This is a genomic window from Pseudomonas sp. EA_65y_Pfl2_P74, from assembly GCF_963970575.1.
Taxonomy (GTDB): Bacteria; Pseudomonadota; Gammaproteobacteria; order Pseudomonadales; family Pseudomonadaceae; genus Aquipseudomonas; species Aquipseudomonas baetica_A.
The window spans coordinates 137,342-161,772 of sequence record NZ_CAXAOQ010000013.1 but is presented as its reverse complement, the minus strand read 5'-3'; the positions used below and the strand labels follow the sequence as shown (position 1 = coordinate 161,772).

The window sequence follows — 24,431 nt, the reverse complement described above, 5'->3', positions numbered from 1 at the left end:
CAACATTGGGGGAGGAACGCGCACAGTTTGCCGATCAATCTCTATGCTGACAAATTCATATTAATGCAGTTTTAGTGCATTATTTTTGCACTGAAGCGACACGACGACCACTGATGTAACAGAGGTAACCGCCTAATGCGGCCAGAGCGCTCAAGGCATAAAACATGCTCGGCGCGGGTGTGTGCATTAGCAGAAAACCGCACATTACGGGGCTCGCACCGCCGACCAGTGCCGCCAGGTTCTGTGCACCGTAGTAACTGCCGCGCAGTTCTTCAGGGGCCAGGGTGTCGACGAAGAGGAAATCCGCCGGGTAAATGATCATCTCGCCGAGGGTGAAGATGAACATCGCCACGCACCAGCCGACGAGGCTGTCAGCCAGACTGAAGCCGATCAGGCCAACGATGAACAATGCAGTGCCCGCCGCAATCCAGAAGTGCAGGTACCAGCGTGCTGAGCAGGCAACCGAGGGTGAACAGGATCATCGTGCGGTCGTTCTTCAGGATGATCAGGGTCTTCACAAAGCTTTGTGGCTGACCGACCGTTGATATTGGCTTTGCCTCCAGTGAGACACCGAGCAGCAAAAAAATGCTGCCAATGGCGATCATGCCGGCAACGATGAAGGGGGCCTGTGGCTGGATACCGGCAATCACCACACCCATCATCTCTATGTCCTTATTTCAGCGCTCGGTTGGCGCGCGGCCATCCTCGCCGCGCACAGGCCACCGGTCAAGCTGAACCCTCCCGATGGCGGGGAGGGTGGTTAGCGGCTACAAGGGCTTGAGGTACAACAGGACGTAGTTGTTTTTATCAAACGCGCCGCTGAGTACCGGTTGTAACGAATCGAGTGACGACCCCTTCAATGTCAGAAAATCACTGCGATCCATGATCAGCCACGCCGGGCCTTTAAGCGCTTCCAGCGCCTGTGCGGTGTCGGTGAACTGCGGTTGCAGATCCTGTTCGATGTTGACCATGAACTTGATCGCCTTGGCGTCCTTGCCCATCCCGTGCAGCACCAACGGTGCAGGGTTTTGCTGAACCTGGGCAAACGCGGCACGACTGAAGGTCTGTGTGTCATACAGCCGCCGCTCAACCGGCTCAAACACTGACGCATACACCGTCCACAACGCCAGCACTGAACACAGTGCCAATGTTTCAGCGCGCCAGCGGGGCCGCAACAACCGCCACAACGCCGCCAATTGGAGGGCGCCCAACACGATCATAACGAGGGTGATTTCGCCCAGTTGCTCGGGGAAACGCTTCTTTGCGACCAGCAAGGCCAATATCAACAATCCGGGCGTTACCAGCCAGAGGCCAAGTATCAAACCGCGCAGCCACGCGAACCCCCGACCTTGAGCAACCTGAAACGGATACGCCGCGATGATCGCCGCCATCGGCAACATCGGCAGCAGATACCGTGCCTTTTTCGCCTGCGGAATCGACAAGCCGACGATCACGATCAGCCCGGCCGCCGCGCAATACTGCACCAGCCGCAAGGCCGGCCCGCGCTGCTGTGGTTTGCTCAGCCAGGCAGCCGCCAACGCCAGTAAGGCCAAGGGATATGCCAGCGCATAGTTGCCCAGCGAACTGGTGAAGTAATACAGCGAACCGCTGACGCCTTCACTGCCGTCCATGCGCCCCATGAACTGCATGCGAATCACATCCTGCATAAACGCTGGCCCGCCGCTGAGTCTGGCAAACCACAGCAGCAGGCCCACACACGCCACCAGCAGCACTGAGGCCAACAGACCAAACACGAACAACCGCGACCACTGTCGGTTGAGCAGGTAATAACTGCATAACATGCCGGTCGGCACCACCAACCCGATCGGCCCGCGAATGCCGAAACCGAGCAACAGCAGCACGAAAATCAGCGGCCAACGTTGTCCGCCGCCGAAATGTTCATGGGCGTAACCGAGGTAGAACACCGCAAACGCCACGGCGGCTAGCATCAAGTCCTGAGATACAGCACGCACTTCGGTGACAAAAGTGCCGGTCAGCATCAGCAACAAAATGCTGATCAGCGCCCAGGGGTGCGAATAGGGCGCCAGTAGCCGGTACATCAACGTCACGATCACCGCGCCGGCGACAGCACTCGGTGCCCACGCCGTGAACGCATTGACCGCACCGAACGGCAACGACAAAAACCAGATAAAGAGCGTCGACAGCGCCGAGTAATCGGCATACGGCTGACCATACGTCGTGGGAAACACCGTCGGCCCGTGGCGCAGCATCTCCTGAGCGAACAGCACAAAACGCGAGTCAAAACCGATAGGGGCCTGCCCGTAGACCCCGGCGACGAACAACAAGAATGCCAACAGTCCCGCGATCAGGGACTGCTGGCGGATGGCAGGCGACAGCGTGTTCAAGCGACGTCTGAGGTGTGAGGCCACTGTTGCAGCGGGATCGGCAATGTGCGCGATTCACCACGGCCCATCGGGAAGTAGTGGAACCCGTTACGTGCCAGACGTTCCGCGTCGTACAGGTTGCGTCCGTCGAAGATCACCGGATTATTGAGGCGCTGTTTGATCAAGTCGAAATCCGGCGCCTTGAATTGCTGCCATTCGGTGCAGATGATCAGCGCATCAGCCCCCGGCAATACCGATTCCGGTGTACCCATGAGCATCAGTTTCAGTTCGTTGGGGTACAGGTTCTGGGTTTCCTGCATGGCTTCGGGGTCGAACGCACGCACGCTGGCACCTGCGGCCCACAACTCTTCAAGCAAAACCCGGCTCGGCGCATCGCGCATGTCATCGGTATTGGGCTTGAACGCCAAGCCCCAGAGCGCGAAGGTCTTGCCGCGCAGATCACCTTTGTAGAACGCGTTGATGCGCTCGAACAACTTGTGCTTCTGCCGCTGGTTGATCGCCTCGACCGCTTGCAACAAGTCGCTGGAGCAATGCGCCTCTTCGGCACTGTGGATCAGCGCACGCATATCCTTGGGGAAGCACGAACCGCCATAACCGCAGCCCGGGTAGATGAAGTGGTAGCCAATACGCGTATCGGCGCCGATGCCCTGACGCACCGACTCGATGTCGGCGCCCAGGTGCTCGGCGAGTTCGGCGATCTGGTTGATGAAGCTGATCTTCGTCGCCAGCATGCAGTTGGCGGCGTACTTGGTCAGCTCGGCGCTGCGCAGGTCCATGAACATGATGCGGTCATGGTTGCGGTTGAATGGCGAGTACAGATCGCGCATCACGTCGCGCACTTCGTCACCTTCACAGCCGATGACGATCCGGTCCGGACGGCGGCAGTCGGCAACGGCCGAGCCTTCCTTGAGAAACTCCGGATTGGAGACGATATCGAACTGCAGCAACCGGCCTGCCTTGACCAGCGCCTTTTCGAGGTGCGCACGCAGCCTGTCGCCAGTGCCCACCGGTACCGTGGATTTCTCCACCAGGATCAGGGGTTGCTCACGATGACGGGCAATCGCGTCACCGACTGACAGCACGTAGCGCAGGTCGGCCGAGCCGTCCTCACGGGACGGCGTGCCGACCGCGATGAACGCAACGCGACCGTGTTGCACGGCGAGTTGTTCATCGGTGGTGAATTGCAGGCGTTTCGAATCCAGACCTTCGCGCACCAGGCTGGCCAGCCCCGGTTCGAAGATGCTGACATGGCCTTGCTTGAGCAGATCGACCTTCTTCTGGTCGACGTCCATACACACAACGTCATGCCCGACCTCGGCCAACACAGCCGCTTGTACCAGACCGACGTAACCGCTTCCAAACACTGTGATTTTCATGGAGCACTCCTGAATTCGGGCGCACGAGCCGGACGAGTGTTAATGGTGATGACCCCGAGCATGACCAGCGCCACGCCCAGTGATTTAGTGAAACTGAAGGATTCGTTGAACAGCGGCAGACTGGCCGCCAGCAGGTAGACCAGCGCATAGCTGATGCTCAGCAGTGAATACGCGCGGCCCAATGGCAGATCGCGCAGCGCGGCGAGCCAGCACAGCATCGACAGGGCGTAGGCGAAAATGGCCGTGAACACGACCGCCAATGCGTGCAGGTCGATGCCGTCCAGCGCCAGCCATTGCTCAGGCGCTGGCAGGCGCGTCATGCTCCAGCGCATGCCCAGTTGCGCCGCGCTGACCAACAACACGCTGCCCATGGCGAAGGCGATCCCACGACGTTGGCTCATGATTGTTGCCCCAGCAGTACGACACCGCCGATCACCAGCGCTACCCCCAGCCAATGCCGGCGATCAATGTGTTCGCGGAAAACGAAGCGAGCGATCAACGTGATCAGCACGAAGTTGAGGCTGAGCATCGGGTAGGCGATGCCGACTTCCAGACGCTGCAATACCAACAGCCAGACCAGCAAGCCACTGCCCAGCGCCAAAAGTGCAAGCCACAACCACGGCGAACGCAGTTTTTCAGCCCAGGAGGAATCGACGCCGCGCCAACTCTCCACCGCGTATTTTTGCGCCACCTGACCCAGGCAGGTCAGCAGGCACGCGACCAACAGCAGCAACAGGCTCATGACGCCTCCTTGGGAAGGATCATGATCACCAGATTGCCCTGCTCGTAACGGATGCCGTCCTTGGGCAGTTTGTCGATTTCGTCCAGTTCTTCCTGCCCCTTGACGCGCATCACCACGCCGACCGAACCGCTGCGGCGAGCCTCGTGCATCCACTGTTGCACTTGATCGGAATCGACCCGTTGTTGAATGCCGTCAGGATAGGCAAGGCCATATTTCAGTTCGCCTATCGTGTTGTACAGCGCAACCTGCGGGCGTTTCAGGCGCCAGGCGAGGGCCGAGGCCGCGCCCAGATCGTTGCTCAACAAGTGCGTGGTTTGTGCCAGTTCAGTGACGTGATGACAGATGAACTGATCGGGCATCTTGTTGGCGACCACCGATTTGGGCAGCGCCGCGGGCAACACGCCAATCAGCAACAGGCTGCCGAATGCCGGCGCCGCCCAGCATTGCAGAGGCAGGAAGGCTTGCAGCAGGTTGGCGATGATCCAGCCGGTCAGGGCAATGAACACCAGCACCATGCTGTGCAATTCGTGGTCGTACAGCGGTTTTTTCAGTTGCAGGTAGACCACTGCGATCAGCGTCACCAGCCCCAACAATAGGTTCAGCAGACCATTGATGCTCAGCGCCCGGCCTTGCTCCAGACGTAAACGGTCGGCCAGCGCATGACCGAGCAGCAACGCCATTGGCAGCAGGCAGGGCAGGATGTAAGTCGGCAACTTGCCGTTGCTCAAGCTGAAAAACAGCAGCGGCATCAGCAGCCACAGCAGCAGGAACACGACTTGGGGCTGAGCGCGGGTTTGCCACGCCTGCTTGAATGCCGTCGGTAACAGACCGACCCACGGCAGACTGAACGCCACCAGCAGCGGCAGGTAAAACCACCACGGCGCATCGTGCTGGGCATCGTCACCGGCGAAGCGGCGGATGTGTTCGTGCCAGAAGAAGAACCGCCAGTAATCCGGCTCTTGCGCATGCACCGACAGCACCCACGGCAGGCTGACGATGATCGCGACGGCAATCGCCATCGGGCCGTACATCAGCAATTCACGCCAGCGTTTTTGCCAGAGCATCCACGGCAAGGCGATCAGCACCGGCAGCAGCCAGGCGAGAAAACCCTTGGTCATGAACCCCATGCCGCAGGCCAGTCCCAACAACGCCCAGGCGGCCAGGCGCTTGCCGCCGGTGTGACTGTCGACAGCAAACCACAGCGCCACCAGGCTCAGGTTGACCCAGAAAGTGAATTGCGGATCGAGGTTGGCGTATCCGGCCTGCCCGGCAACGATGGTGAAACTCATGTAGAGCAGGGCGCAGACAAAACTTTTGCGCGGGTCATTCCATAAACGTCGAGCGATCAAGAAGCACAACAACACGCTCAAACCGGTGCTCAATGCCGAGGCAAAGCGCACGCCGAACAGGTTTTGCCCGAACAACTCCTGACCCAGCGCGATCATCCAGTACCCGGCAATCGGCTTCTCGAAATAGCGCAGGCTCATGAAGTGCGGCGACACCCAGTTACCGCTCAGGAGCATGTCCTGGCTGATCTGTGCGTAGCGGGTTTCGTCTGGAATCCACAAACCGTGAGTGCCCAGCGGCAGCAAATAAGCGAGCAGGAAAAAAACCAGCAACAGCAGCGGCAATGTCCAGCGTTGAGTCATGCGCCTTGCACTCCCAACCAGCCTTCACGGCCATCGAGGACGCCGCGCTCTACGCGGCCTACGGGCAAGGTGTTGAGGAACTCGGGCAACAAGTTGCCCAAAGGGTTGAACTCGATGTTTCGCTGGCGTGCCTCGGCCAGCAATTGACGAAAATCCTGAGCCATCAGAATCCCTTCTACTTCGGCATGAATGGTATAGACGTTGAGGTTTTCCGGGCGCAAGCGATCGAGGATGTACGCATTGAAGTCCTGCGCAGCCACGCTCGGGCCGACGACTTCGTCGAAGGTCGGCAAGTCCACCGGTATCTGTGGCGTGCCCGGTGTGCCGTCAGCCAACAGCGCACGGAACATCCGCTGCCCACGGCAATCGCTGTTGTAGCGAAAACCGAAAGCTTGCTTGGCCTCGATCACGCGCTCGTCCGCACGCCAACCGGCGGCGGCCGAACATTCAATCTTCTGGCCAAGAATGTCGCTCAAGGTGTCGACACCCTGACGAATCTGCTCGATCAGTTGCTTGTCGCTCCAGCGCCCGGCATTGGCCTGCCAGCCATGGTGATCCCAGGCGTGCAGGCCGACTTCATGACCGGCGTCCCGGGCCTGACGCATCAGGTGCCCGAGATCGCGGCCAATCGGTTTGCCGGGCCAGGCCGTGCCGGCCAGCAGAATGTCCCAGCCGTACAGGCCAGCCGCGTTGGAACGCAGCATTTTCCAGAGGAACTGCGGGCGGATCAGGCGCCACAGATGCCGGCCCATGTTGTCCGGGCCGACACTGAAGAAAAACGTTGCCTTGACCTGCGCCTCGTCGAGCATCTCCAACAGTCGCGGCACACCTTCACGGGTGCCGCGGTAGGTGTCGACATCGATACGAAGACCTGCCTGCATCAGCGTGCCTCTTTATCGCAGCTCTCCGAGATTTCGAGCATGGCCTCGCGCAAGAAGAAGTCGAGCGTGTTGCCAATGGTCTCGCGCATCTCAACGGTCGGCTCCCAGTTCAACAGGCGCTTGGCGTTGGCAATGCTCGGTTTGCGGTGTTCGACGTCCTGATAACCGGCACCGTAGAACGCCTTGCTCTCGACGTCGCGGAAACCGGCGAACGGCGGGAAGTTGTCGCGCAGCGGGTGGGCTTCGAACTGACGCAGCAGCTCTTCGCCCAACTGACGGATGCTCGCTTCGTTGTCCGGGTTGCCGATGTTGATGATCTGGCCGTTGCAGGCGTCGTTGTCGTTATCGATGATCCGCGCCAGCGCTTCGACGCCGTCGGCGATGTCGGTGAAGCAGCGTTTCTGCTCGCCACCGTCGAACAAACGAATCGGCGTGCCTTCCACCAGGTTGAGGATCAGTTGGGTGATTGCACGGGAGCTGCCGATACGCGCCGAATCCAGACGATCGAGGCGCGGCCCCATCCAGTTGAATGGGCGGAACAGGGTGAAATTCAGCCCCTTGGCGCCATAAGCCCAGATCACCCGGTCCAGCAGTTGCTTGGACACCGAATAGATCCAGCGCTGCTTGTTGATCGGGCCAACAATCAGGTTTGAAGTGTCTTCGTCGAAGTTCTTGTCTTGGCACATGCCATAGACTTCCGACGTCGACGGGAAGATCACGCGCTTGTTGTACTTGACGCAGTAGCGCACCAGTTTCAGGTTTTCTTCGAAGTCGAGCTCGAACACGCGCAGCGGATTGCGGGTGTATTCGATCGGCGTGGCGATGGCCACCAGTGGCAGCACCACGTCGCACTTCTTGATGTGGTACTCGATCCATTCGGAGTGAATGCTGATGTCGCCTTCAACGTAGTGGAAGTGCGGATGACTGCGCAGACGGTCGATGGCATCAGAGCCGATGTCCAGACCGTAGACTTCATAGCGATCATCACGCAGCAGGCGCTCGGACAGGTGATTACCGATGAACCCGTTGACGCCCAGGATCAGCACGCGAGTACGGCGTGGCCCACGACCGGATTCAGCGCCGCGCAGCAACGAGCCGTCGACCAGACCCAGTTCGCTGGCCAGTTGCGGGCCACTGAGGAACAGACCGTTGTCGTTGCGCTGACCCGAGAGGATCACCAGCGAATCTTCACCGCAGGCAATGCGCAGCGGATCGACACTGATCACCCGGCCCGGGGCCTGGCCTTCGTTGCCTTTGACGACTTCGGCGCTCCAGACGATCAGCTTGTGTTCGCCCACGGCGCAGAAAGCGCCCGGATACGGCTGAGTCACGGCGCGAGTCAGATTGAACAGTTGCTCGGCCGGATTGGCCCAGACCAATTTGCCGTCCGCCGGCGTACGACGCCCAAACACCGTGGCTTTGGATTCGTCTTGCGGCGTTTCGCTGATCTTGCCTTGAAGCATCGCTGGCAAGGTGTCGCGCAACAGATCAGCGGCGGCAGTACGCAGTTTGCCGTGCAGGCTCAGTGCGGTGTCGCTGCGTTCGATGGCGACGCGTTGCTGAGCCACGATGGCGCCGGCATCGGCACGTTTGACCATGCGGTGCAGGGTCACCCCGGTTTCGGTTTCGCCGTTGACCAGCACCCAGTTCGCCGGAGCGCGGCCACGGTAGCGCGGCAGCAGCGAACCGTGCAGGTTGAACGCGCCTTTTTTGGCAAGGGCCAGCAGCGGCTCGCTCAGCAGGTTGCGGTAGTAGAACGAGAAAATGTACTCAGGGTCGAGTTTGGCAATGCGCTCGATCCACAGTGGGTGGTTAACGTCTTCCGGCGCGTGAACCGGGATACCTTTGTTGGCGCACAGTTGCGCCACAGAACTGTAGAAGGCGTTTTCTTTCGGGTCGTCGGCGTGAGTGAACACCGCTGCGATGTCAAAGCCGCTGTCGAGCAGGGCTTGAATGCCGGCGCAGCCAATATCGTGGTAAGCGAAGACAACAGTTTTTGCACTCATGAGTGAACCTGACCGGTAGTAGAGGAAGAAGAGAGACCATCAACAGTGACGGCAGGCGCCGGGCTATCGGCGTGGCTGCGCAACACTTTTTCAATGAAGAAACGCGGGCGGGCGCGCACATCGCTGTACATGCGGCCCAGGTATTCGCCGAGCAGGCCCATGCCGATGAACTGGCCGCCGGTGAACACGAACAGCACGGCGAACAGCACGAACGTGCCGTCACCGGCCCAACCGGCGCCGAAGGCCAGCCGCAGTACGATCAACGCCACCGCAAACAGCACGCCCAGCCCAGCCATCGCGAAGCCGACAATGCTCAGCAAACGCAGCGGTGTGGTGGTCATGCAGGTGATCAAGTCGAACATCAGGTTGATCAGGCGCATCGGGCTGTACTTCGAATCGCCATGCTCACGCTCAGCGTGGGCGACGACGATTTCCGTGGTGTGGCGGGCGAAGCTGTTGGCCAGAATCGGAATGAACGTGCTGCGTTCGCGGCAGGCGAGCATCGCGTCAATGATCGTGCGGCGGTAGGCGCGCAGCATGCAGCCGTAGTCGCTCATGGCGACGCCGGTTGAGCGTTGCACGGCAAGGTTGATCAGCTTCGACGGATAGCGGCGTAGGGCCGAGTCCTGACGGTTGCCGCGCACGGTGCCGACCACGTCGTAACCCTTTTCGGCTTCGGCCACCAGTCGCGGGATTTCTTCTGGCGGGTTCTGCAGGTCGGCATCGAGGGTGATGACCACGTCGCCCTTGCACTGTTCGAAACCGGCCATGATCGCCGCGTGCTGGCCGTAGTTGCGGTTGAGGATGACCGCCACAAACGGGCTGTCTTCGCGGGTGGCGGCTTCTTCAAGAAGCATGGCGGAGTCGTCGCGACTGCCATCGTCCACGAGGACAATTTCAAAGTCGTGACGCAGCAGCCGGCAGGCCGCTTCGGTGCGGCGCAGCAGTTCCGGCAGGCTCTCCTGTTCGTTGTAGACCGGGATAACGATCGACACGCAACGGATTGGGTAAGGTTTCACAGGCGTTTGTCCATTAGGGTGGCGATGGCGCCGACCACGCGATCAAGGTCTTGATCGGTCATGTCGGGGAACAGCGGAATCGAGCACAGCCGCGCCGAGTTCCATTCGGTGTTGGGCAGGTACAGGTCGGGGTCACGCTGGCGATACCAGGTGTGCAGGTGGGTGGCGATGAAATGGATACCGGTGCCGATGCCCTGATCCTGCAAACCTTTCATGAAGGCTTCGCGGTCCATGCCGCAACGCTCGCTGTCGATGCGCAGGATGAACAGGTGCCAGGCGTGCTGTTGCGCGTAGTCGGGCACGGCCAGTGGCTGCACCGGCAGGCCTTCGAGTTTTTGTCGGTAGGCAGTGGCCAACTCGGTACGGCGGGCGTTGATCGCGTCGAGGCGCTGCAACTGCACCAATGCAATCGCTGCGTTGATGTCGGCCAGGTTGTATTTGAAACCCGGCTCCATCACTTGCGCCTGTGGCTTGCGCCCACCGGTCAGGCGGTCGTAGGCATCGACGCCCAGACCATGGAATTTGAGCATGCGCACGCGACTGGCCAGGGCTTCATCGTCGGTGACGAACATCGCGCCTTCGGCGCAGGTCATGTTCTTGATCGCATGGAAGGAAAAGATGGCTGTGCCTTGCGCGCCAACGTGGCGGCCCTTGTAGCGGGTGCCGGCGGCATGGGCCGCGTCTTCGATCACTGCGATACCGTGCTTGTCGGCCAGGGCGTACAGCGGATCGAGATCGAACGCGGCACCGGCGTAATGCACCGGAATAATCGCTTTGGTGCGTGGGGTGATGGCCGCTTCGATGCGCACAACGTCGGTCATCAAGGTGTCGCGGTCGACGTCGACAAACACCGGTTTGGCGCCGATCAGCGAGATCATGTTGGCGGTCGACACCCAGGTTTGCGACGGCGTAATGACTTCATCGCCCGGGCCGATGCCCAACGCCAGCAACGTAATATGCATCCCGCCGGTAGCCGAAGACAGTGCCACGGCATGATGGCACCCCACGTATTGAGCGAACTGTTCTTCAAGTGCCTGGTTTTTCGGTCCGGTGGTGATCCAGCCCGAGCGCAATACTTGCTCGACGGCTGCAATTTCTTCATCGCCGATACTCGGGCGGGAGAAGGGGAGAAACGCCTGACTCATGGGCACCTCAATGAGAAAAAAAGAAAGCCTCACGATTTTCATCGGATCCAGTACCAGCGTAGACGCAGAATTCTTTTCTACATCAACAGGTTGTTAGAACAACCTGACGTCGGGCTTTGGTTGACTTTTCGAGCCTCGCCCGGCAGTTTGTTCACTGCCGCCGCTGGCTCTATCGGGCTTAAGGTTATGCCCGATTTTGTGAAAGGAATATGAAAAAGTAGTCGGCGATTCGTTTATCTAAAGTTCATTAAGCCACTGTTCAGACTTCTGCCTTTTATTGATTTTTTTACAGGAAAAGTCTTACGGAATTAATCGGCTTATATTAAAAACATTACATTTTAAAGTTGTTGTGTTGAACAGTTTTTACTCAAGGCATTTCGTTTGATTGACTTACCCCTTACACCGACAGAACCGCCAAAAACCAACCCGATGTCTCTGTATCTGGCGCGCTTGGCCCCCTCCAGCCAACTGACCATGCGCTATGTTCTGCAGGACGCCGCTGACCGTCTCGGCTTCGAAGACATGAATGTCGAGGACATTCCCTGGCACGCTTTACAACCGGAAGATGTTGTTGCGTTAGTCGCAGCATTGCGCGAAGACAACTATGCGCCGAATACGTCTTCGCTTTATGTAAATGCCGTGCGCGGCGTCATGAACGAAGCCTGGCGCATGAGCCTGATTAGTCAGGATCACCTGTTAAAGATGCGTTCGGTAAAAGGTATTGCCGGCACGCGACTGTCTCAGGGCCGAAATCTAAAGCGCACGCTGATCCATGAGTTGATGGAAGTCTGCGCCGCCGACCCTCGTCCGCAAGGGCTGCGCGACGCGGCGGTGATTGCGTTGCTGTACGGCACCGGCATGCGCAAGTCAGAGTCGGTGGACCTGGATCTGAACCAGGTCGACTTCAGCGAGCGCAGCCTGACCGTGGTGGGCAAGGGCAACAAGCAACTGATCAAGTACGCCCCCGCTTGGGCGTTTGCCAAGCTCAATGCATGGCTGGAATTGCGCCGTACGCAACTCAAGGAAGGCGAGAGCGACGATGCGTTTCTGTTCAACCGCATCCGCCGTGGCAGCCATATCACCCGCGAGCGCATCACCAAACACGCGATCTATTACATCGCCCGTCAGCGTGGCACGCAGGTCGGGGTAAAAATCATGCCCCACGACTTCCGGCGCTCATTCATCACCCGCGTCATCGAAGAACATGATCTGTCGATTGCACAGAAACTGGCGCACCACAGCAATATCCAGACGACCGCCAACTACGACGTGCGTGATGACAACGAGCGGCGGCGTGCGGTGGATCGCTTCGATCTGTGATCAGGCCATCGCCAACACATGGGCCGCGCCGAGTACCGACAGATGAACCTCGCTACCGGCCGGCGGCGCGTGCATGCCGGAGCTGCGCACCAACAGTGAACGGCCAGGGCCATGGCTGGTTTCTGCGCGTAGTTCGACCGTCAATGTGCAGGTGTTACCCGCGAACTCCCGCTCAGTGACCACCGCATGACAGCCTTTGGTGCTGGTCATGGCGTCGGACAACTGCAATTGCTCAGGGCGCAACATGATTTGTGCATGGCCGATGAAACCGTCGCTGTTGACCGGCACCGCGCCCAGCTCGCAATGGGCCCAGCCGAATTCGATCCGCGCCGGCATCACGACGGCTTCACCGAGAAAATGCGCGGTCTGCTCATCGTCCGGGTATCGGTAGAGATCCATGGGATGCCCGGATTGCACCAGACGCCCGGCACGCATGACCGCCAATTGATCGGCAAACGACAGCGCCTCACCCTGGTCATGGGTGACCAGGATCGTGGTGACGCCAGCGTCTTCGAGCAGCCGCGCGACCATTTTGCGCATGGCGCTGCGCAGGCCGGTGTCGAGGGCAGAAAACGGCTCATCGAGAAGCATCAGTCGGGGCTGCTGGGCCAGTGCCCGGGCGAGTGAAACCCTTTGTTGCTGGCCGCCGGACAATTCGTGGGGCCATCGACCCGCCATGTTGGCCTCCAGCGATACGCTGTCCATCAGCTGTGCGATGCGTTCATTTCGAGCCTCACCCGTCAGCGTCAGCCCAAAGCCGATGTTGGCGGCGACGGTCATGTGCGGAAACAGTGCCCCGTCCTGCGGCACATAGCCGATCTGGCGTTGATACGCCGGCACCGCATGAGTGCTGTCTACCAGCACCTGACCGTTAAGCAACAGGCTGCCGGCATCAGGAAATTCGAATCCGGCGATCATTCGCAGCAACGTGGTTTTGCCGGAGCCGGAAGGGCCGACGATGACCGTGCGGCTGCCGGTGGGGACGGACAGACAGATGTTATCCAGCGCTTTCTGTGCGCCAAAGGATTTGCTCAGGGTAATCAGTTCGAGTGCGTTCATCGGCCAGCGGTGCGCCTGGATTGGTGATAGAGAATGGCCGTCAGCGGTAGCGATAGCAGCACCATCAACAGTGCATAAGGCGCCGCAGCGGCGTAGTCGATTTCGCTGGTCATGGCCCAGAAGCCCGTGGCCAATGTCCGCGTGCCGTTGGGAGCGAGCAGCAGGGTCGCCGTCAGTTCATTGGTGATCGCCAGAAACACCAACGCGGCACCTGCCGCTGCGCCCGGTGCGGCCAGGCGCAAGGTGATCAGCCACACGGCGCGTAACGGCGAGCGGCCGAGGCTTTGCGCGATGTTTTCCAACTCCACCGGCGCTTGGGCGAAACCGGCACGCAGGCTGACCAGCGCCCGTGGCAGGAACATCAGCAGATAGGCCAGCAGCACAGTGATGGTGGTCTGGTAGATCGGCCGGGCGAAATGGATAGTGATCGTCACCAACGCCAGCGCCACAACGATTCCTGGCAATGAACTGGTGATGTAATTGCAGCCTTCAAGCAGGCGCTGCAACCTGCCCGGTGCGCGGATCGACAGCCAGGCAATCGGAATTGCCGCCAGGCTGGTCAACAGTGCACCGGCCACGCCCAATGACAGGGTTTGCAGTAAAGCGGGCAACAACTCATCGCCTTGCCAGACCTCAACGCCGCCAGTGACGAGCCAACGCCCCAACGTCAGTAAAGGCACCCCGAGGGCGAGCAGAGCGATCACGGTTTGCAGGGTCAGCCCGAGTGCAACGGTGCCGCGGCCCAAAAGCACCGTGCGTTGTTCACGCGCACTGCCTGAACCCACGCGGGCATAACGCGCCTGACCACGGGCGGCAGATTCGACCGTCAGCATCGCCAGACAACACAACGCCAGAACCCCGGCCAGCATGTTTGCCGCCGGGCCGTTAAAGGTCGATTTGAACTGATCGAAAATAGCCGTGGTGAAGGTGTCGAAACGGATCATCGCGTAGAGGCCGTATTCGGCGAGCAAATGCAGGCCGACCAGCAAGGCACCGCCGCCAATCGCCAGGCGCAACTGCGGCAATACCACCCTGAAAAACACCGCCCACGGTTTGAGACCCAGGGATTCGGCGACGTCTTCAATGGCCGGATCCAGTCGACGCAACGTTGCCGCAATCGGCAGATAAAGAAACGGGAAATAGGCGATCACCGAGACCAGCACACCGGCCGGCAGTCCGTGAATCGATGGAATCAGACTGACCCACGCATAACTGTGAACGAACGCCGGCACCGCCAGCGGCGCGACGGCCAATAAGGACCAAAAGCGCCGACCGGGCAGGTCAGTGCGCTCAGTCAGCCACGCGAGCGCGGTGCCGATCACGATGCACAGCGGCAGAGTGATCAACACCAGCAGCACCGTGTTGATCAACAACTCGGCTACCCGAGGGCGAAACACCAACGCTTCGATGGTCGCCCAACCCGTGGCCCACGACACACCGACCACAAACGCAATCGGTAGCAGCGACAACAATGAAACCCCGATCGCCAGGGCGACCACCCACGAGCCCCGACGCCCCGTCACGGCGCGGGCTCTGCGCGGGCGGTGGGCACCCGTGGTCGCGGCAACTTGTGCAGGTAAGGTTTGCGGCAGCACTTACAGCAGTCCTGCCTGGGTCATCAGCTCGACGGCTTTTTGGCTGTCGAGTTTCGACGCATCGACTTTGGGCGCATCCAGATCTTTCAGCGGCGTCAGCTTGGCATTGGACGGTGCGCCTTTGCCTACGGCGTATTCAAACGAATTGCCGCTATGCAGAATTTCCTGACCTTGTTTGCCCGTGATGTAGTTGAGGAACTGCTGGGCCTCCTCCTGGTGTTTGCTGGAGGCCAGCACGCCTGCGCCGGAAATGCTCACGAATGCACCCGGATCCTGATGTTTGAAGTAATGCAGTCGGGTGTTCTTGCTGTTTTCGCCGGTTTTGGACTGATCGACGAAGCTGTAATAGTGATAGATCACGCCGCTGTCGATCTGCCCGGCGTTCACCGCTTTGAGCACGGCGCTGTTCCCACGATACACGGAGACATTGGCTTTCATGCCTTTGAGCCAATCGAGCGTGGCGGCTTCGCCTTTCTGCTCAAGCACGGCGGCGACGATCGCCTGGAAGTCGGCACCGGCAGGGGAGGCGGCCCAGCGATCTTTCCAGCCGGGTTCTGCCAGATCGAGCAGGGATTTGGGCAAGTCTTTTTGCGCCAGTTTGGCCGGGTTGTAGACGAACACCGTCGAACGCGCTGCGATACCGACCCAACGCCCATGGGCCGGGCGGTACGCCGAATCCACTTGTTCCAGCGTTTTCGGCGCTACGGGGGCGAACAGCTTGGCGTTGTCGACCAGCACCATCGCCGGTGAGTTCTCGGTGAGGAACACGTCTGCCGGTGAGGCCGAGCCTTCCTGTACGAGCTGATTGCCCATCTCGGTGTCATCGCCATTACGAATCGTCACGGGAATACCGGTCTCTTGAGTGAACCCGGCGACCCAGGCCTTGGTCAGGCTTTCGTGCTGTGCGTTGTAGACCAGCAGGCCAACGCTATCAGCGGCGAACGTCTGGCCCGCACCGAGCAGGGCGGTGGCGAGCAACGCGCGTTTCAGAAAGGACGGAAACTGTGGATTCATGACGAGAACGCTCCTGATTTTCAGACGTTATGGGCAAGCACTCGCGCGCAGACTTCAATGCGAATGATTTGCATATGTTGGGCCGTCGGCAATGTAGAGAAACAAATGAGAAAAAAACGTCAAACGCACCGTTAATACATGTCATTTCTATTCAGATTGCCAGCGGCGTCGCAGACGCACGATTGCCGTGCGTCATTCAACGTCAGGTTATTCAGGAGGGATTGGGGATGTACGCGATGCTTTGGTCTGTGCGCCCGTGGAAAAACTGCTCGCCACGCGTGGGGGTGGTGGTGACGATCTGGTGATCGGCGCTCAGGTATTGGAGCGGCAGTGGGTCGCCTTTGCGGTACTGGGCAACGATGATTGTGCGTTGCGGCTTCCAGTGCTCGCCGCTGGTGCGTTCCAGCCACGCCATCATCTGCGCCGAACTGCCGGTGCGCGGAAAATCACGGCTTTGCGGCACATAGTAGAAGGGCGCGCCACCGGTTTGCAGGTACATCGGCACTTTGTTGTCGACCTCGACCATCACCATGCGCCACTGATTGAGTGGCGCCTGCAGGCTGGCCTGCTCGCGCACGGTTTCGCCAAAGCGAATCGCACCGCCACCGCTATTGGTCCATGGATAGATGACGCCGAGCACGGCGACCAGCACGACGGTGGCCGCAGCGAATCCTCTCATCCATCCGCGCCCCTGGGTATTGCGCGCCGCCATGCGCCGGGTGATCCACCACGCACCGAGCAGTTGCGCGAAAGGTACCAGCGGCAGTACGTAGTAACTGCGCCGACTGCCACTGGCGGTGAAAAACAGCATCAGCAGGGCCAGGCCCTGGATCAGCCAGCGGGCGTCGGGTTCGATGTGGCGCCAGCGCCGCGCCGCGACCCACAGCGCAATGATCCAGCATGGCGCCCATGGCAAGGTATAAACCGGCAGATAGAGCAGATAAGTGTAAATCGGGCCCATGTTGTCGAACGGCTCGAAGAACCGCACGACGTTTTCACGCAGTACCAGGCCCAGACCGCTTTGGCTGTAATTCGGCGCGCCATAGAGGTGGGACAGCAGGAACGGCAGCATGTAAAACGCCCCGGCGATCACCAGCGCTACCGCCAGACGTCCATTCAAATGACGTTTCCAGCGGCCTTCGCTGAGCAGGTGCGGCAACAGCAGCAGGCCCGGAAGGATGAATCCGATCAGCCCCTTGAACAGCGACGTCAGCGACAGCAGCCCGAAGAAGACGACGTAACGCCAGAGCCTTGTGTCCTCCGGCCCGCGCCAATACCACCAGAACGCAGCCAGTACGCCGCACACCGTCAGGATGTCGGCGGTGGCGACCCGCGCCCAGAAAACAAAATAGAAGGTCGTGGCGAGCATCCACCCGGCGATCAATCCCGTGCCTTTGCGAAATAGCTGCTCGCCGATCAGATACACCAGCCAAACACTCAGCCATGCCGCGATGACCGAAGACAGCCGTAACGACCAGTGGCCCAAACCGCCCATCAGCCAGGCTGAAGCGGTGATCAGCCAATACGACAGCAGCGGCTTGTCGTAGTACGGATCGCCTTTGAGATACGGGTCGAAATAGTCACCGCTTTGCAGCATCTGCAAGGCGATGTTGGCCCAGCGGGTCTCCGCGCCCCAGAGTTCACGGCTGCCCAGCCCCAGCAGCAACATCAGCGCGGTGGCGGCGAGAAGGATCAGCAAGGCACGCCGATCATTGGCACTCGATGTCATGGCTGGCTCTGCGCAAAGATGAAAATTTGCAGGTTGCCCCGCTGAAAGTGCTTGCCGTCCACCGGCAACAACTCAATTTCCTGGAACTCCTGGGCGCTGTTGACCCGCATCACCACCCCCACCGAGCCTTTCTTGCGCGCTTCGGTCATCCACTGGCCGACGCCGTCGAGACTGACCTTGCGTGAGGCCATGGCCGGGTCGTCGAGGCCGTACTTGAGTTCGCCGACCGTGTTGAACAGATCCACCTGCGGTCGTTTCAAGCGCCACGCCAGGGCTGACGCCGCACCGAGGTCGTTACTCAGCAGCGAGGTGGTTTCGCTCAGCGCCTGCTGATGCTCGGCAATAAACTGATCCGGCATCTTGCTGTCGACGATCTGCGCGGGCATCGCCGCCGGCAGCAGCGCGATCAACAAGCCTATCCCCAACGCCGGCATTGCCCACAACGTCAATGGCCGCAGCACCTGCAGCGCGTTGGCGATGATCCAGCCGATCAGCACGATGTAGGCCAACGACAGGCTGAACATCTCGGTATTCTGGTAAATCTCTTTGGTGGCCTGCAGGTAGAGCAGCGCAATCAGCGCAACACTCGCCAGCACGGTATTGATCACGCCGTTCAGGCGCAGTACCCGCGCCTTTCGCTCGTCCAGCCAGTTGATCACCGTGCGCCCCATCACCAGAGCCAAAGGCAACAGGCACGGCATGATGTACGTCGGCAGTTTGCCGCTGCTCAGGCTGAAAAATGCCAGGGGCAGTAGAAACCACAGGGCAACGAAGGCGATTTTCGGGTCGTGCCTCTCGCGCCAGGTGCGGATGATGGTCGAGGGCAGGAGCACGGCCCACGGCAGGCTGCAAGCGAAAAGCAGCGGCAGGTAGAACCACCACGGACGTGCATGCTGCGCGGCGGCGCCGGCGGCAAAACGGCGGATGTGCTCATGCCAGAAGAAGAACCGCCAGAAGTCCGGTTCACGGTAATAAACGGCTAATGCCCAAGGTACGCTGACGATGGCTGCGACCAGCACCGCCACCGGGCCGTAACGCAACAGTTCGCCAAACCGGCGTTGCCAGATCATGTAGGGCAGGGCGACCAGCACCGGCAATAGCAACGCGAGAAAGCCCTTGGTCATCAGGCCCATGCCACACGCGATCCCCAACAGGGCCCAACTGCCGAGGCGGGCGCGGGGAGTGGAACTGTCGATGGCAAACCACACCGCGACCAGACTCAGGTTGACCCATAGCGTGAATTGCGGATCGAGATTGGCATAACCGGCTTGCCCGGCGATCAGGCCGAAGCTCATGTACAGCAGAGCGACGGCTGCGCTGATTCGCGGGTTATTCCACAAACGGCGCGCTATGAGATAGGCCAACCAGACGCTTGCGCCGGTACTCAGTGCCGAGGCGATCCGCACGCCGAACAGGTTGTCGCCGAAAATCGCCTGACCTATGGCGATCATCCAGTAACCGGCAATCGGTTTTTCAAAATATCGAATGCCCATGAAATGTGGTGCAACCCAGTTGCCGCTCAGCAGCATTTCCTGGCTGATCTGGCCGTAACGGGTTTCATCGGGGATCCACAAGCCGTGACTCATCAGCGGCAGCAGGTAAAACACCACGAAGGCGAGTATCAGGCCCGGGATCGCCAGGCGTTCGGCGAGGGAGGGTGCATTGTGTAGCGGTGAGTTGCGGGCAGTGTGGCGCAGTGGATTATTCTCAGACGTCATGACTGGACCTTGGGGCAGAGCAGGGTGTTTGTTTCAATAACGCACTTGGCACAATCCGAGGCGAGCGTGTTATTGGTGGATGAATGCAAGTAAGTTAAGTCCGACAGACATTTCCTGTATTCAGCGAACTTTTCTGCTTCCAGTACAAAGTTCGCCTTGCTAAGACAAGCTAAAAAAACGCGAATGTCCAGCGTTCAAATATGTACAAAATCAATTATTACAAAGTCAGGGGCAAGTCGGAGAGACTTTTATGTTCGCTGCATTCATTGACCGGTTTATTGCTGGGCGATTTTCGACCACGCGTTTTCATTCAAAATGCCCAGGACTTTAAGTTCGCCTTGGGGGGCTATGCGTACCAACAATGCACTGCCGTATTGAGCTGTCACCGCGTGGGGGTAACCGGTCTGCTTTTCAAAATCGCTGATGCAGCCGCTGTGGGTGATCAGCACCAGGTTATGACCTGCCGTCTTGTGCGCCACGACGTCATTGCGCATCGTCGGCCCACACACCTCCAGCCAGTCCTGTGTGATGGCGTCCTGGCCGAACATGGAGTGGGCGGTTTGTGCGGTACGGGTGAGCGGACTACTGAACACTTCGGCCCGCTTCATGCCCAGCCGCACGAACCCTTGTCCGACGGCAACAGCCGCGTCACGTCCTACCTGAGTAATGCCATCTGCCGGCCCCAGGCAAAGGTTGGTTGACCGGTCACACCGTTCGGTATGTCGCACCAGTGCGACAACTTCTCCAGCCTGCCAGGCTTTCATCCATTGGGCGGTGACGGTGCTCGCAGCGTTGCCCAAATCCTTTGGGGAACGCTGTGACCAGACAAAACCGCTGACCAATGCGGTGACCAGCACCAGGCCAAAAGCCGTTAGCAAGAGACGCAGACGGGAATAACGCCATTGTTTGGCAGGTCTTTTTAATTGTAATGATTCAATCAAGTTACTGCCCCTTGTGTAGATACTTGAAGTCTCGCTGGTGCAATGGAGGGATGACGATTAAACCAGCTTCACGATTGTTTACTTGAATGGAGGCTGAACATTGCGCTGATGATCATGGCGGTGTGGTGAAGAACATGTGAAAAATTTGCGAGCGCATCAGCAAACAAACTAAAACGGCTATTTGATAACCAGACTCAATTGCTGTTTTATTCGTGAAGCCCCCTTAACAAAAGTTGCCAGTGCCGGTAAAGCTGCAAGCATGAACACAACCGTGCAGCGCCCTTTTTTTTGCGATTGAACTGAGCAGTCGTGGAGTCATTTCTAGCCAATGGACTTTAAGCAAAGCCTCACCAAACGGATTGTGGTCGTCTTCGCCTCGATGAGCGCCCTGGTCGCCGGTGTGTTTGCGCTAGGGATTGTCGCCACCGTGCACGTGGTCGAGCGCAATTTGACCCGTACCACGCTCGGCGGAGGGTTGCACCGGTTACTGGCGATGGATGACATCAGCCACTGGAACCATAAACCTGAAAAAAGTGAGCTGTTTTTTTTTGAGGGCGGACGAGGGGCCATGGCGCTCACCGCGCAACTGGCAGCATTGCCTTTGGGCTTTCAGGAGATCCAGTTTGACGGCGATGACTTCTACGCGATGGTGGAAGCTGTTGGCGGACGAAAATACGTACTGTTGCGGGACCAGGAAAACCTTGAGCAGCGTGAGCGCTTGCTGTTCATCGTGGTGATTGTCGGTTTCATGCTCAGCGTGTTGCTGGCCATTGGGCTGGGCCGTCTACTGGCGCGGCGGGTCATGGCCCCGGTGATCCGCCTGGCGAACCAGGTCAGGCATCGCGACCAACTCATTGAACTGGCTCCGCCTCTGCATCCGGACTATGCCGCCGACGAAGTCGGCGAACTGGCGTTGTCGTTCGATCAGACGCTGGGCCGGTTAAGGCAAACGCTGAGCCGGGAGAAACTCTTCACCAGCGACGTCAGCCACGAATTGCGCACACCGCTGATGGTGCTCGCCAGTTCCTGCGAACTGTTGCTGGCCAACCCTTCACTGGACGCGCGCTCCTCGGCGCAAGTCAACCGCATCGCCCGGGCCAGCGACGAAATGCGCCAGTTGGTCGAGACATTCTTGCTGCTGGCCCGCAAGCAACAGGAAGCCGGCACTGAATCTGCCTGCTCGCTCAGGGAGGTCGCCGATGCTTTGGTTGAAGTCTGGGGGCGGTTGATTCGTGAAAAGGGCCTGGAATTTATCTACGACGCGCAACACGCAGGAACGGCGCTCTACAATCTGACCTTTGTGCAGTCGGTCATGGGCAATCTGTTGCGCAACGCCTGGCACTACACCGATCAAGGGTTTGTCCGCCTGACCCTCCACGAAAACAGCTTTGTGGTCGAGGATAGCGGCATCGGTATCCCCGAGGAGCAACACCATGCGATGTTCCAGCCATTCGTGCGCGGCGATGAGCAACGCGGGGAGGGCCTCGGCTTGGGGCTTTCACTGGTGCAGAGAATCTGTAACCAGCAGCATTGGCAGGTGCAACTCACCAGCCGTGAGCCCAACGGTTGTCGTTTTACCGTGACGCTGACTCAGGAAGACGCTGGGCACCTGTGCAGATCGCCGGCGGTCTGACTGATCAGGGCAGCCAGACGTTTGACGTTGTTCTGCTGGGCCGAGACCAGTTCATCGATACTCGGGCCTGACGGCGTTTGCAGCGTGGAACGGCAGGTCAACAGGCCGTTGTCGGTATCGCCGAGCGGCCGCAGTCGCCATGTTGCATCGATCAACGCGTACTGGCCGGGAATCGAGTCGAAGCGTTGTACATCGATACGCACCGAGACAGTGCCCCGCCCGCTGGTGTTGCTCAGTTGGTCGGTCAAGGCACTGCGCAACTCATCCGCCAGACTCGCGCCCCACCAGTGGGTTTCCAGAATCGCCAGGCCGCTGCTGCCCTCGCGGACGACAATTTGCGGACGATCCACCTGGGGCGGCACGGTGATCCCTTCAATCGGGATTTGTGTGCCCGCCCGGTGACTACCGGGTTGCACCGGCGTCAGGGTGTGAAAGCTGATCGGGTCGCTGCGGCAAGCACCCAGCAACATGAACGCAGCGAGCACGGTGATCTTCAGCGGTAAAGCCATGGGTTAGCTCCTGTGCTCAATTGCGTGGCGGTCCTTTCAGGTCCAGTGGCGCGGCGTTGTCGGGGCGCCCGCGAATCAGCGATTCCGGGTGACGGCCCAGATAATCCGACAGCTCACGCAAGGAGCGCGACATGCGTGCGAGTTCATCGAGGGTCTGGTTGAGTTTTTCGCGCTGCGGCGAATCTTCGGCCAGGGTCGAGTTGGCGGACTGCAAGGTTTTACTGACGTCGGCGAGGGTGGTCTGCACGCCCGGCAGGGTCTTGGCGTTGAACTGGGTCAGACCTTTGCGCAGTTCGACCAGATTGCTGTCCAGGTTGCTGGCGATGCTGCCGACCGGGAGTTTGTTGAGCTTGTCGATCATGGCTTCGAGTTTGACCTGTAGCTGTTCGAGGCTGCCGGGAACCGTCGGAATCACCACTGGGCGCTGCGTCGGGTCAAACGCGACTTTTTCGGCTTTCGGGAAGAAGTCCAGGGCGATGTACAACTGTCCGGTCAGCAGGTTGCCGCTGCGGGCTTGCGCACGCAAGCCCTTGTCGATGAAGGTGCCGATCAGGCGTATGCCGGCAGCTTCGTCGTCGGGGTTGTGCTTGAAGGTCTTGAGCATTTTTCCGTAGGCCAGACCGAGGCGCTGCGGGTATATGACAATGCCGACATTCAGCGGGAAGCTGCTTTTGTTCGCGTCGAAATCCAGATTGATCGCCACCACCCGGCCGATCTCTATGCCGAGGAACTCCACCGGAGCGCCGACCTTGAGCCCGCGCAAGGACTGGTCGAAACGCAAGCTCAGGTATTGCGCTTTGCCGCTGGGTGGGGCGAGGGCGGTTTGCTGGTCTTCGAACAGTTCGAAGTGTTTGTCATCGGCCGCAGCAACGTCATTGGGGCTGTAGTCCGGCGCCCGAAAGGCAATACCACCGACCAGCATCGACGACAACGATTCGGTCTTTAACTGAAAGCCGTTGGCGCCGACGCTGACGTCAATACCGCTCGCGTTCCAGAAACGGGTGTTTTCGGTGACAAAAGCATCGTTGGGCGCATGAATGAACACTTCAATGTCCACGCCCTTGCCGTCAGATGCCAGTGCGTAGCTGACGACCTGACCGACCGGGATCTTGCGGTAGTAGATCGGCGAGCCGATGTCCAGCGAACCGAGATCCGGGGCGTGCAACATGAAGCGCTTGCCGGGTTCGCCATAGGTGATCGGTGGTGGGTTTTCCAGACCTTTGAAGTGTTTGGCTCGGGTGTTGGACTGGCCGATATCGGCACCAATGTAGTCGCCGGAAAGCAGGGTATCGATACCCGACACACCGCCGGCCCCAATACGCGGGCGCACCACCCAGAACTGAGAGTCTTCGCGGGTGAAGGATTCGGCACGCTTGGCCAGTTTGATGGTGGCGTTGACGCTTTTCTGGTCATCGCTCAGTTCGACATCGGTCACCTGACCGATTACCACGTTGCGGTATTTGACCTCGGTCTTGTTGGCCACCAGGCCGCTGCCGGTCTTGAAGTTGACGGCGATGGTCGGCCCTTCCTGCAGAAGGTTGTGCACCACCAGCGAAATCCCCACCAGCACCGCAACGATTGGCACGATCCAGACCAATGACACACTGAAGCGTCGGGTCTTTATCGGCGCCTGGCCTGGTGCTCGCGGCTCGTCGGTGGCTGACGACTTCATCCGTGTCCTCCTTCAATAATTGGGCTCTGAGCGTCAGGAACGCAAAAGCACTTCATC

Annotated in this window: 19 protein-coding genes and 1 pseudogene; 2 read left to right on the top strand and 18 right to left on the bottom strand. The window is 59.5% G+C overall.

All coding sequences use genetic code 11. The features are described from left to right. Positions 1-79 precede the first annotated feature (79 nt). From AACY18_RS13050 to arnB, 10 genes and pseudogenes are all read right to left on the bottom strand, one after another. Positions 80-662, bottom strand: a pseudogene (locus AACY18_RS13050) (MFS transporter); the annotation flags it as partial. A 105-nt stretch (positions 663-767) separates the two neighbouring features. Then, positions 768-2,366, bottom strand: coding sequence for an ArnT family glycosyltransferase (locus tag AACY18_RS13045; RefSeq protein ID WP_339465082.1), 1,599 nt, complete (start codon positions 2,364-2,366; stop codon positions 768-770). Beyond that, positions 2,363-3,742 carry a UDP-glucose dehydrogenase family protein gene (locus tag AACY18_RS13040; protein ID WP_339465081.1) on the bottom strand — a complete coding sequence of 460 codons (1,380 nt, stop codon included), beginning with the start codon at positions 3,740-3,742 and terminating at the stop codon, positions 2,363-2,365. Before AACY18_RS13040 ends, AACY18_RS13045 begins: the two co-directional genes overlap by 4 nt. After that, positions 3,739-4,143 carry a 4-amino-4-deoxy-L-arabinose-phosphoundecaprenol flippase subunit ArnF gene (gene arnF / locus AACY18_RS13035; protein ID WP_339465080.1) on the bottom strand — a complete coding sequence of 135 codons (405 nt, stop codon included), beginning with the start codon at positions 4,141-4,143 and terminating at the stop codon, positions 3,739-3,741. The genes AACY18_RS13040 and arnF overlap by 4 nt, the downstream gene beginning before the upstream one ends. Next, positions 4,140-4,484 carry a 4-amino-4-deoxy-L-arabinose-phosphoundecaprenol flippase subunit ArnE gene (arnE, locus tag AACY18_RS13030; RefSeq protein ID WP_221731700.1) on the bottom strand — a complete coding sequence of 115 codons (345 nt, stop codon included), beginning with the start codon at positions 4,482-4,484 and terminating at the stop codon, positions 4,140-4,142. Before arnE ends, arnF begins: the two co-directional genes overlap by 4 nt. Continuing rightward, entirely contained in the window at positions 4,481-6,133 is a 1,653-nt protein-coding gene (gene arnT, locus AACY18_RS13025) for a lipid IV(A) 4-amino-4-deoxy-L-arabinosyltransferase (RefSeq protein WP_339465078.1), read from the bottom strand. The genes arnE and arnT (AACY18_RS13025) overlap by 4 nt, the downstream gene beginning before the upstream one ends. Beyond that, positions 6,130-7,014, bottom strand: a complete 885-nt coding sequence (gene arnD / locus AACY18_RS13020) for a 4-deoxy-4-formamido-L-arabinose-phosphoundecaprenol deformylase (protein ID WP_339465077.1) — start codon at positions 7,012-7,014, stop codon at positions 6,130-6,132. The genes arnT (AACY18_RS13025) and arnD overlap by 4 nt, the downstream gene beginning before the upstream one ends. Next, positions 7,014-9,020: a bifunctional UDP-4-amino-4-deoxy-L-arabinose formyltransferase/UDP-glucuronic acid oxidase ArnA gene (gene arnA / locus AACY18_RS13015; protein WP_339465076.1), complete on the bottom strand. Its 2,007-nt coding sequence runs from the start codon at positions 9,018-9,020 to the stop codon at positions 7,014-7,016. Before arnA ends, arnD begins: the two co-directional genes overlap by 1 nt. Then, on the bottom strand, positions 9,017-10,039 hold the full coding sequence (gene arnC, locus AACY18_RS13010; RefSeq protein WP_221731704.1) for an undecaprenyl-phosphate 4-deoxy-4-formamido-L-arabinose transferase: 1,023 nt from the start codon (positions 10,037-10,039) through the stop codon (positions 9,017-9,019). Before arnC ends, arnA begins: the two co-directional genes overlap by 4 nt. Next, positions 10,036-11,184, bottom strand: coding sequence for a UDP-4-amino-4-deoxy-L-arabinose aminotransferase (gene arnB / locus AACY18_RS13005; protein WP_339465074.1), 1,149 nt, complete (start codon positions 11,182-11,184; stop codon positions 10,036-10,038). The genes arnC and arnB overlap by 4 nt, the downstream gene beginning before the upstream one ends. Positions 11,185-11,613: 429 nt before the next feature. On the opposite strand from arnB, the gene AACY18_RS13000 reads away from it, so the two are divergent. Continuing rightward, positions 11,614-12,504 carry a site-specific integrase gene (locus tag AACY18_RS13000; protein ID WP_339465112.1) on the top strand — a complete coding sequence of 297 codons (891 nt, stop codon included), beginning with the start codon at positions 11,614-11,616 and terminating at the stop codon, positions 12,502-12,504. Here AACY18_RS13000 and AACY18_RS12995 read toward each other — a convergent pair whose 3' ends face one another. From AACY18_RS12995 to AACY18_RS12970, 6 genes are all read right to left on the bottom strand, one after another. Further along, positions 12,505-13,563, bottom strand: coding sequence for an ABC transporter ATP-binding protein (locus AACY18_RS12995; protein WP_339465073.1), 1,059 nt, complete (start codon positions 13,561-13,563; stop codon positions 12,505-12,507). It lies immediately after the preceding gene. Beyond that, positions 13,560-15,155, bottom strand: coding sequence for an ABC transporter permease (locus AACY18_RS12990; RefSeq protein WP_445261954.1), 1,596 nt, complete (start codon positions 15,153-15,155; stop codon positions 13,560-13,562). Before AACY18_RS12990 ends, AACY18_RS12995 begins: the two co-directional genes overlap by 4 nt. A gap of 3 nt (positions 15,156-15,158) precedes the next feature. Next, positions 15,159-16,172, bottom strand: a complete 1,014-nt coding sequence (locus AACY18_RS12985) for an iron ABC transporter substrate-binding protein (protein ID WP_339465070.1) — start codon at positions 16,170-16,172, stop codon at positions 15,159-15,161. Positions 16,173-16,383: 211 nt separating this feature from the next. Then, positions 16,384-17,901, bottom strand: a complete 1,518-nt coding sequence (locus tag AACY18_RS12980) for an ArnT family glycosyltransferase (RefSeq protein WP_339465069.1) — start codon at positions 17,899-17,901, stop codon at positions 16,384-16,386. Continuing rightward, positions 17,898-19,619 carry a lipid IV(A) 4-amino-4-deoxy-L-arabinosyltransferase gene (gene arnT, locus AACY18_RS12975; RefSeq protein ID WP_339465068.1) on the bottom strand — a complete coding sequence of 574 codons (1,722 nt, stop codon included), beginning with the start codon at positions 19,617-19,619 and terminating at the stop codon, positions 17,898-17,900. The genes AACY18_RS12980 and arnT (AACY18_RS12975) overlap by 4 nt, the downstream gene beginning before the upstream one ends. A 275-nt stretch (positions 19,620-19,894) precedes the next feature. Continuing rightward, positions 19,895-20,560, bottom strand: coding sequence for a histidine phosphatase family protein (locus tag AACY18_RS12970; protein WP_339465067.1), 666 nt, complete (start codon positions 20,558-20,560; stop codon positions 19,895-19,897). Between the two features lie 328 nt (positions 20,561-20,888). Between AACY18_RS12970 and AACY18_RS12965 the strand changes: the two genes are divergently transcribed. After that, positions 20,889-22,193: a sensor histidine kinase gene (locus AACY18_RS12965; protein WP_339465066.1), complete on the top strand. Its 1,305-nt coding sequence runs from the start codon at positions 20,889-20,891 to the stop codon at positions 22,191-22,193. Here the strand turns inward: AACY18_RS12965 and AACY18_RS12960 are convergent. Both AACY18_RS12960 and AACY18_RS12955 read right to left on the bottom strand, forming a co-directional pair. After that, a complete protein-coding gene (locus tag AACY18_RS12960; RefSeq protein ID WP_339465065.1) occupies positions 22,151-22,702 on the bottom strand; it encodes a PqiC family protein in 552 nt (183 codons plus the stop codon). The genes AACY18_RS12965 and AACY18_RS12960 overlap by 43 nt on opposite strands. A 16-nt stretch (positions 22,703-22,718) precedes the next feature. Beyond that, complete coding sequence (locus AACY18_RS12955) at positions 22,719-24,374, bottom strand: PqiB family protein (protein ID WP_339465064.1); 1,656 nt, start codon at positions 24,372-24,374, stop codon at positions 22,719-22,721. Positions 24,375-24,431: the final 57 nt, after the last annotated feature.

What these genes read in the sequence shown, in the direction of transcription:
- AACY18_RS12980 (WP_339465069.1), bottom strand. Translation starts at nt 17,901, where the DNA reads ATGACATCGAGTGCCAATGATCGGCGTGCCTTGCTGATCCTTCTCGCC.
- arnD (WP_339465077.1), bottom strand. Translation starts at nt 7,014, where the DNA reads ATGCAGGCAGGTCTTCGTATCGATGTCGACACCTACCGCGGCACCCGT.
- AACY18_RS12960 (WP_339465065.1), bottom strand. Translation starts at nt 22,702, where the DNA reads ATGGCTTTACCGCTGAAGATCACCGTGCTCGCTGCGTTCATGTTGCTG.
- AACY18_RS12995 (WP_339465073.1), bottom strand. Translation starts at nt 13,563, where the DNA reads ATGAACGCACTCGAACTGATTACCCTGAGCAAATCCTTTGGCGCACAG.
- AACY18_RS12965 (WP_339465066.1), top strand. Translation starts at nt 20,889, where the DNA reads ATGGACTTTAAGCAAAGCCTCACCAAACGGATTGTGGTCGTCTTCGCC.
- arnT (WP_339465078.1), bottom strand. Translation starts at nt 6,133, where the DNA reads ATGACTCAACGCTGGACATTGCCGCTGCTGTTGCTGGTTTTTTTCCTG.
- arnB (WP_339465074.1), bottom strand. Translation starts at nt 11,184, where the DNA reads ATGAGTCAGGCGTTTCTCCCCTTCTCCCGCCCGAGTATCGGCGATGAA.
- AACY18_RS12955 (WP_339465064.1), bottom strand. Translation starts at nt 24,374, where the DNA reads ATGAAGTCGTCAGCCACCGACGAGCCGCGAGCACCAGGCCAGGCGCCG.
- arnT (WP_339465068.1), bottom strand. Translation starts at nt 19,619, where the DNA reads ATGACGTCTGAGAATAATCCACTGCGCCACACTGCCCGCAACTCACCG.
- AACY18_RS12985 (WP_339465070.1), bottom strand. Translation starts at nt 16,172, where the DNA reads ATGAATCCACAGTTTCCGTCCTTTCTGAAACGCGCGTTGCTCGCCACC.
- AACY18_RS13040 (WP_339465081.1), bottom strand. Translation starts at nt 3,742, where the DNA reads ATGAAAATCACAGTGTTTGGAAGCGGTTACGTCGGTCTGGTACAAGCG.
- AACY18_RS13000 (WP_339465112.1), top strand. Translation starts at nt 11,614, where the DNA reads ATGTCTCTGTATCTGGCGCGCTTGGCCCCCTCCAGCCAACTGACCATG.
- arnA (WP_339465076.1), bottom strand. Translation starts at nt 9,020, where the DNA reads ATGAGTGCAAAAACTGTTGTCTTCGCTTACCACGATATTGGCTGCGCC.
- arnE (WP_221731700.1), bottom strand. Translation starts at nt 4,484, where the DNA reads ATGAGCCTGTTGCTGCTGTTGGTCGCGTGCCTGCTGACCTGCCTGGGT.
- arnF (WP_339465080.1), bottom strand. Translation starts at nt 4,143, where the DNA reads ATGAGCCAACGTCGTGGGATCGCCTTCGCCATGGGCAGCGTGTTGTTG.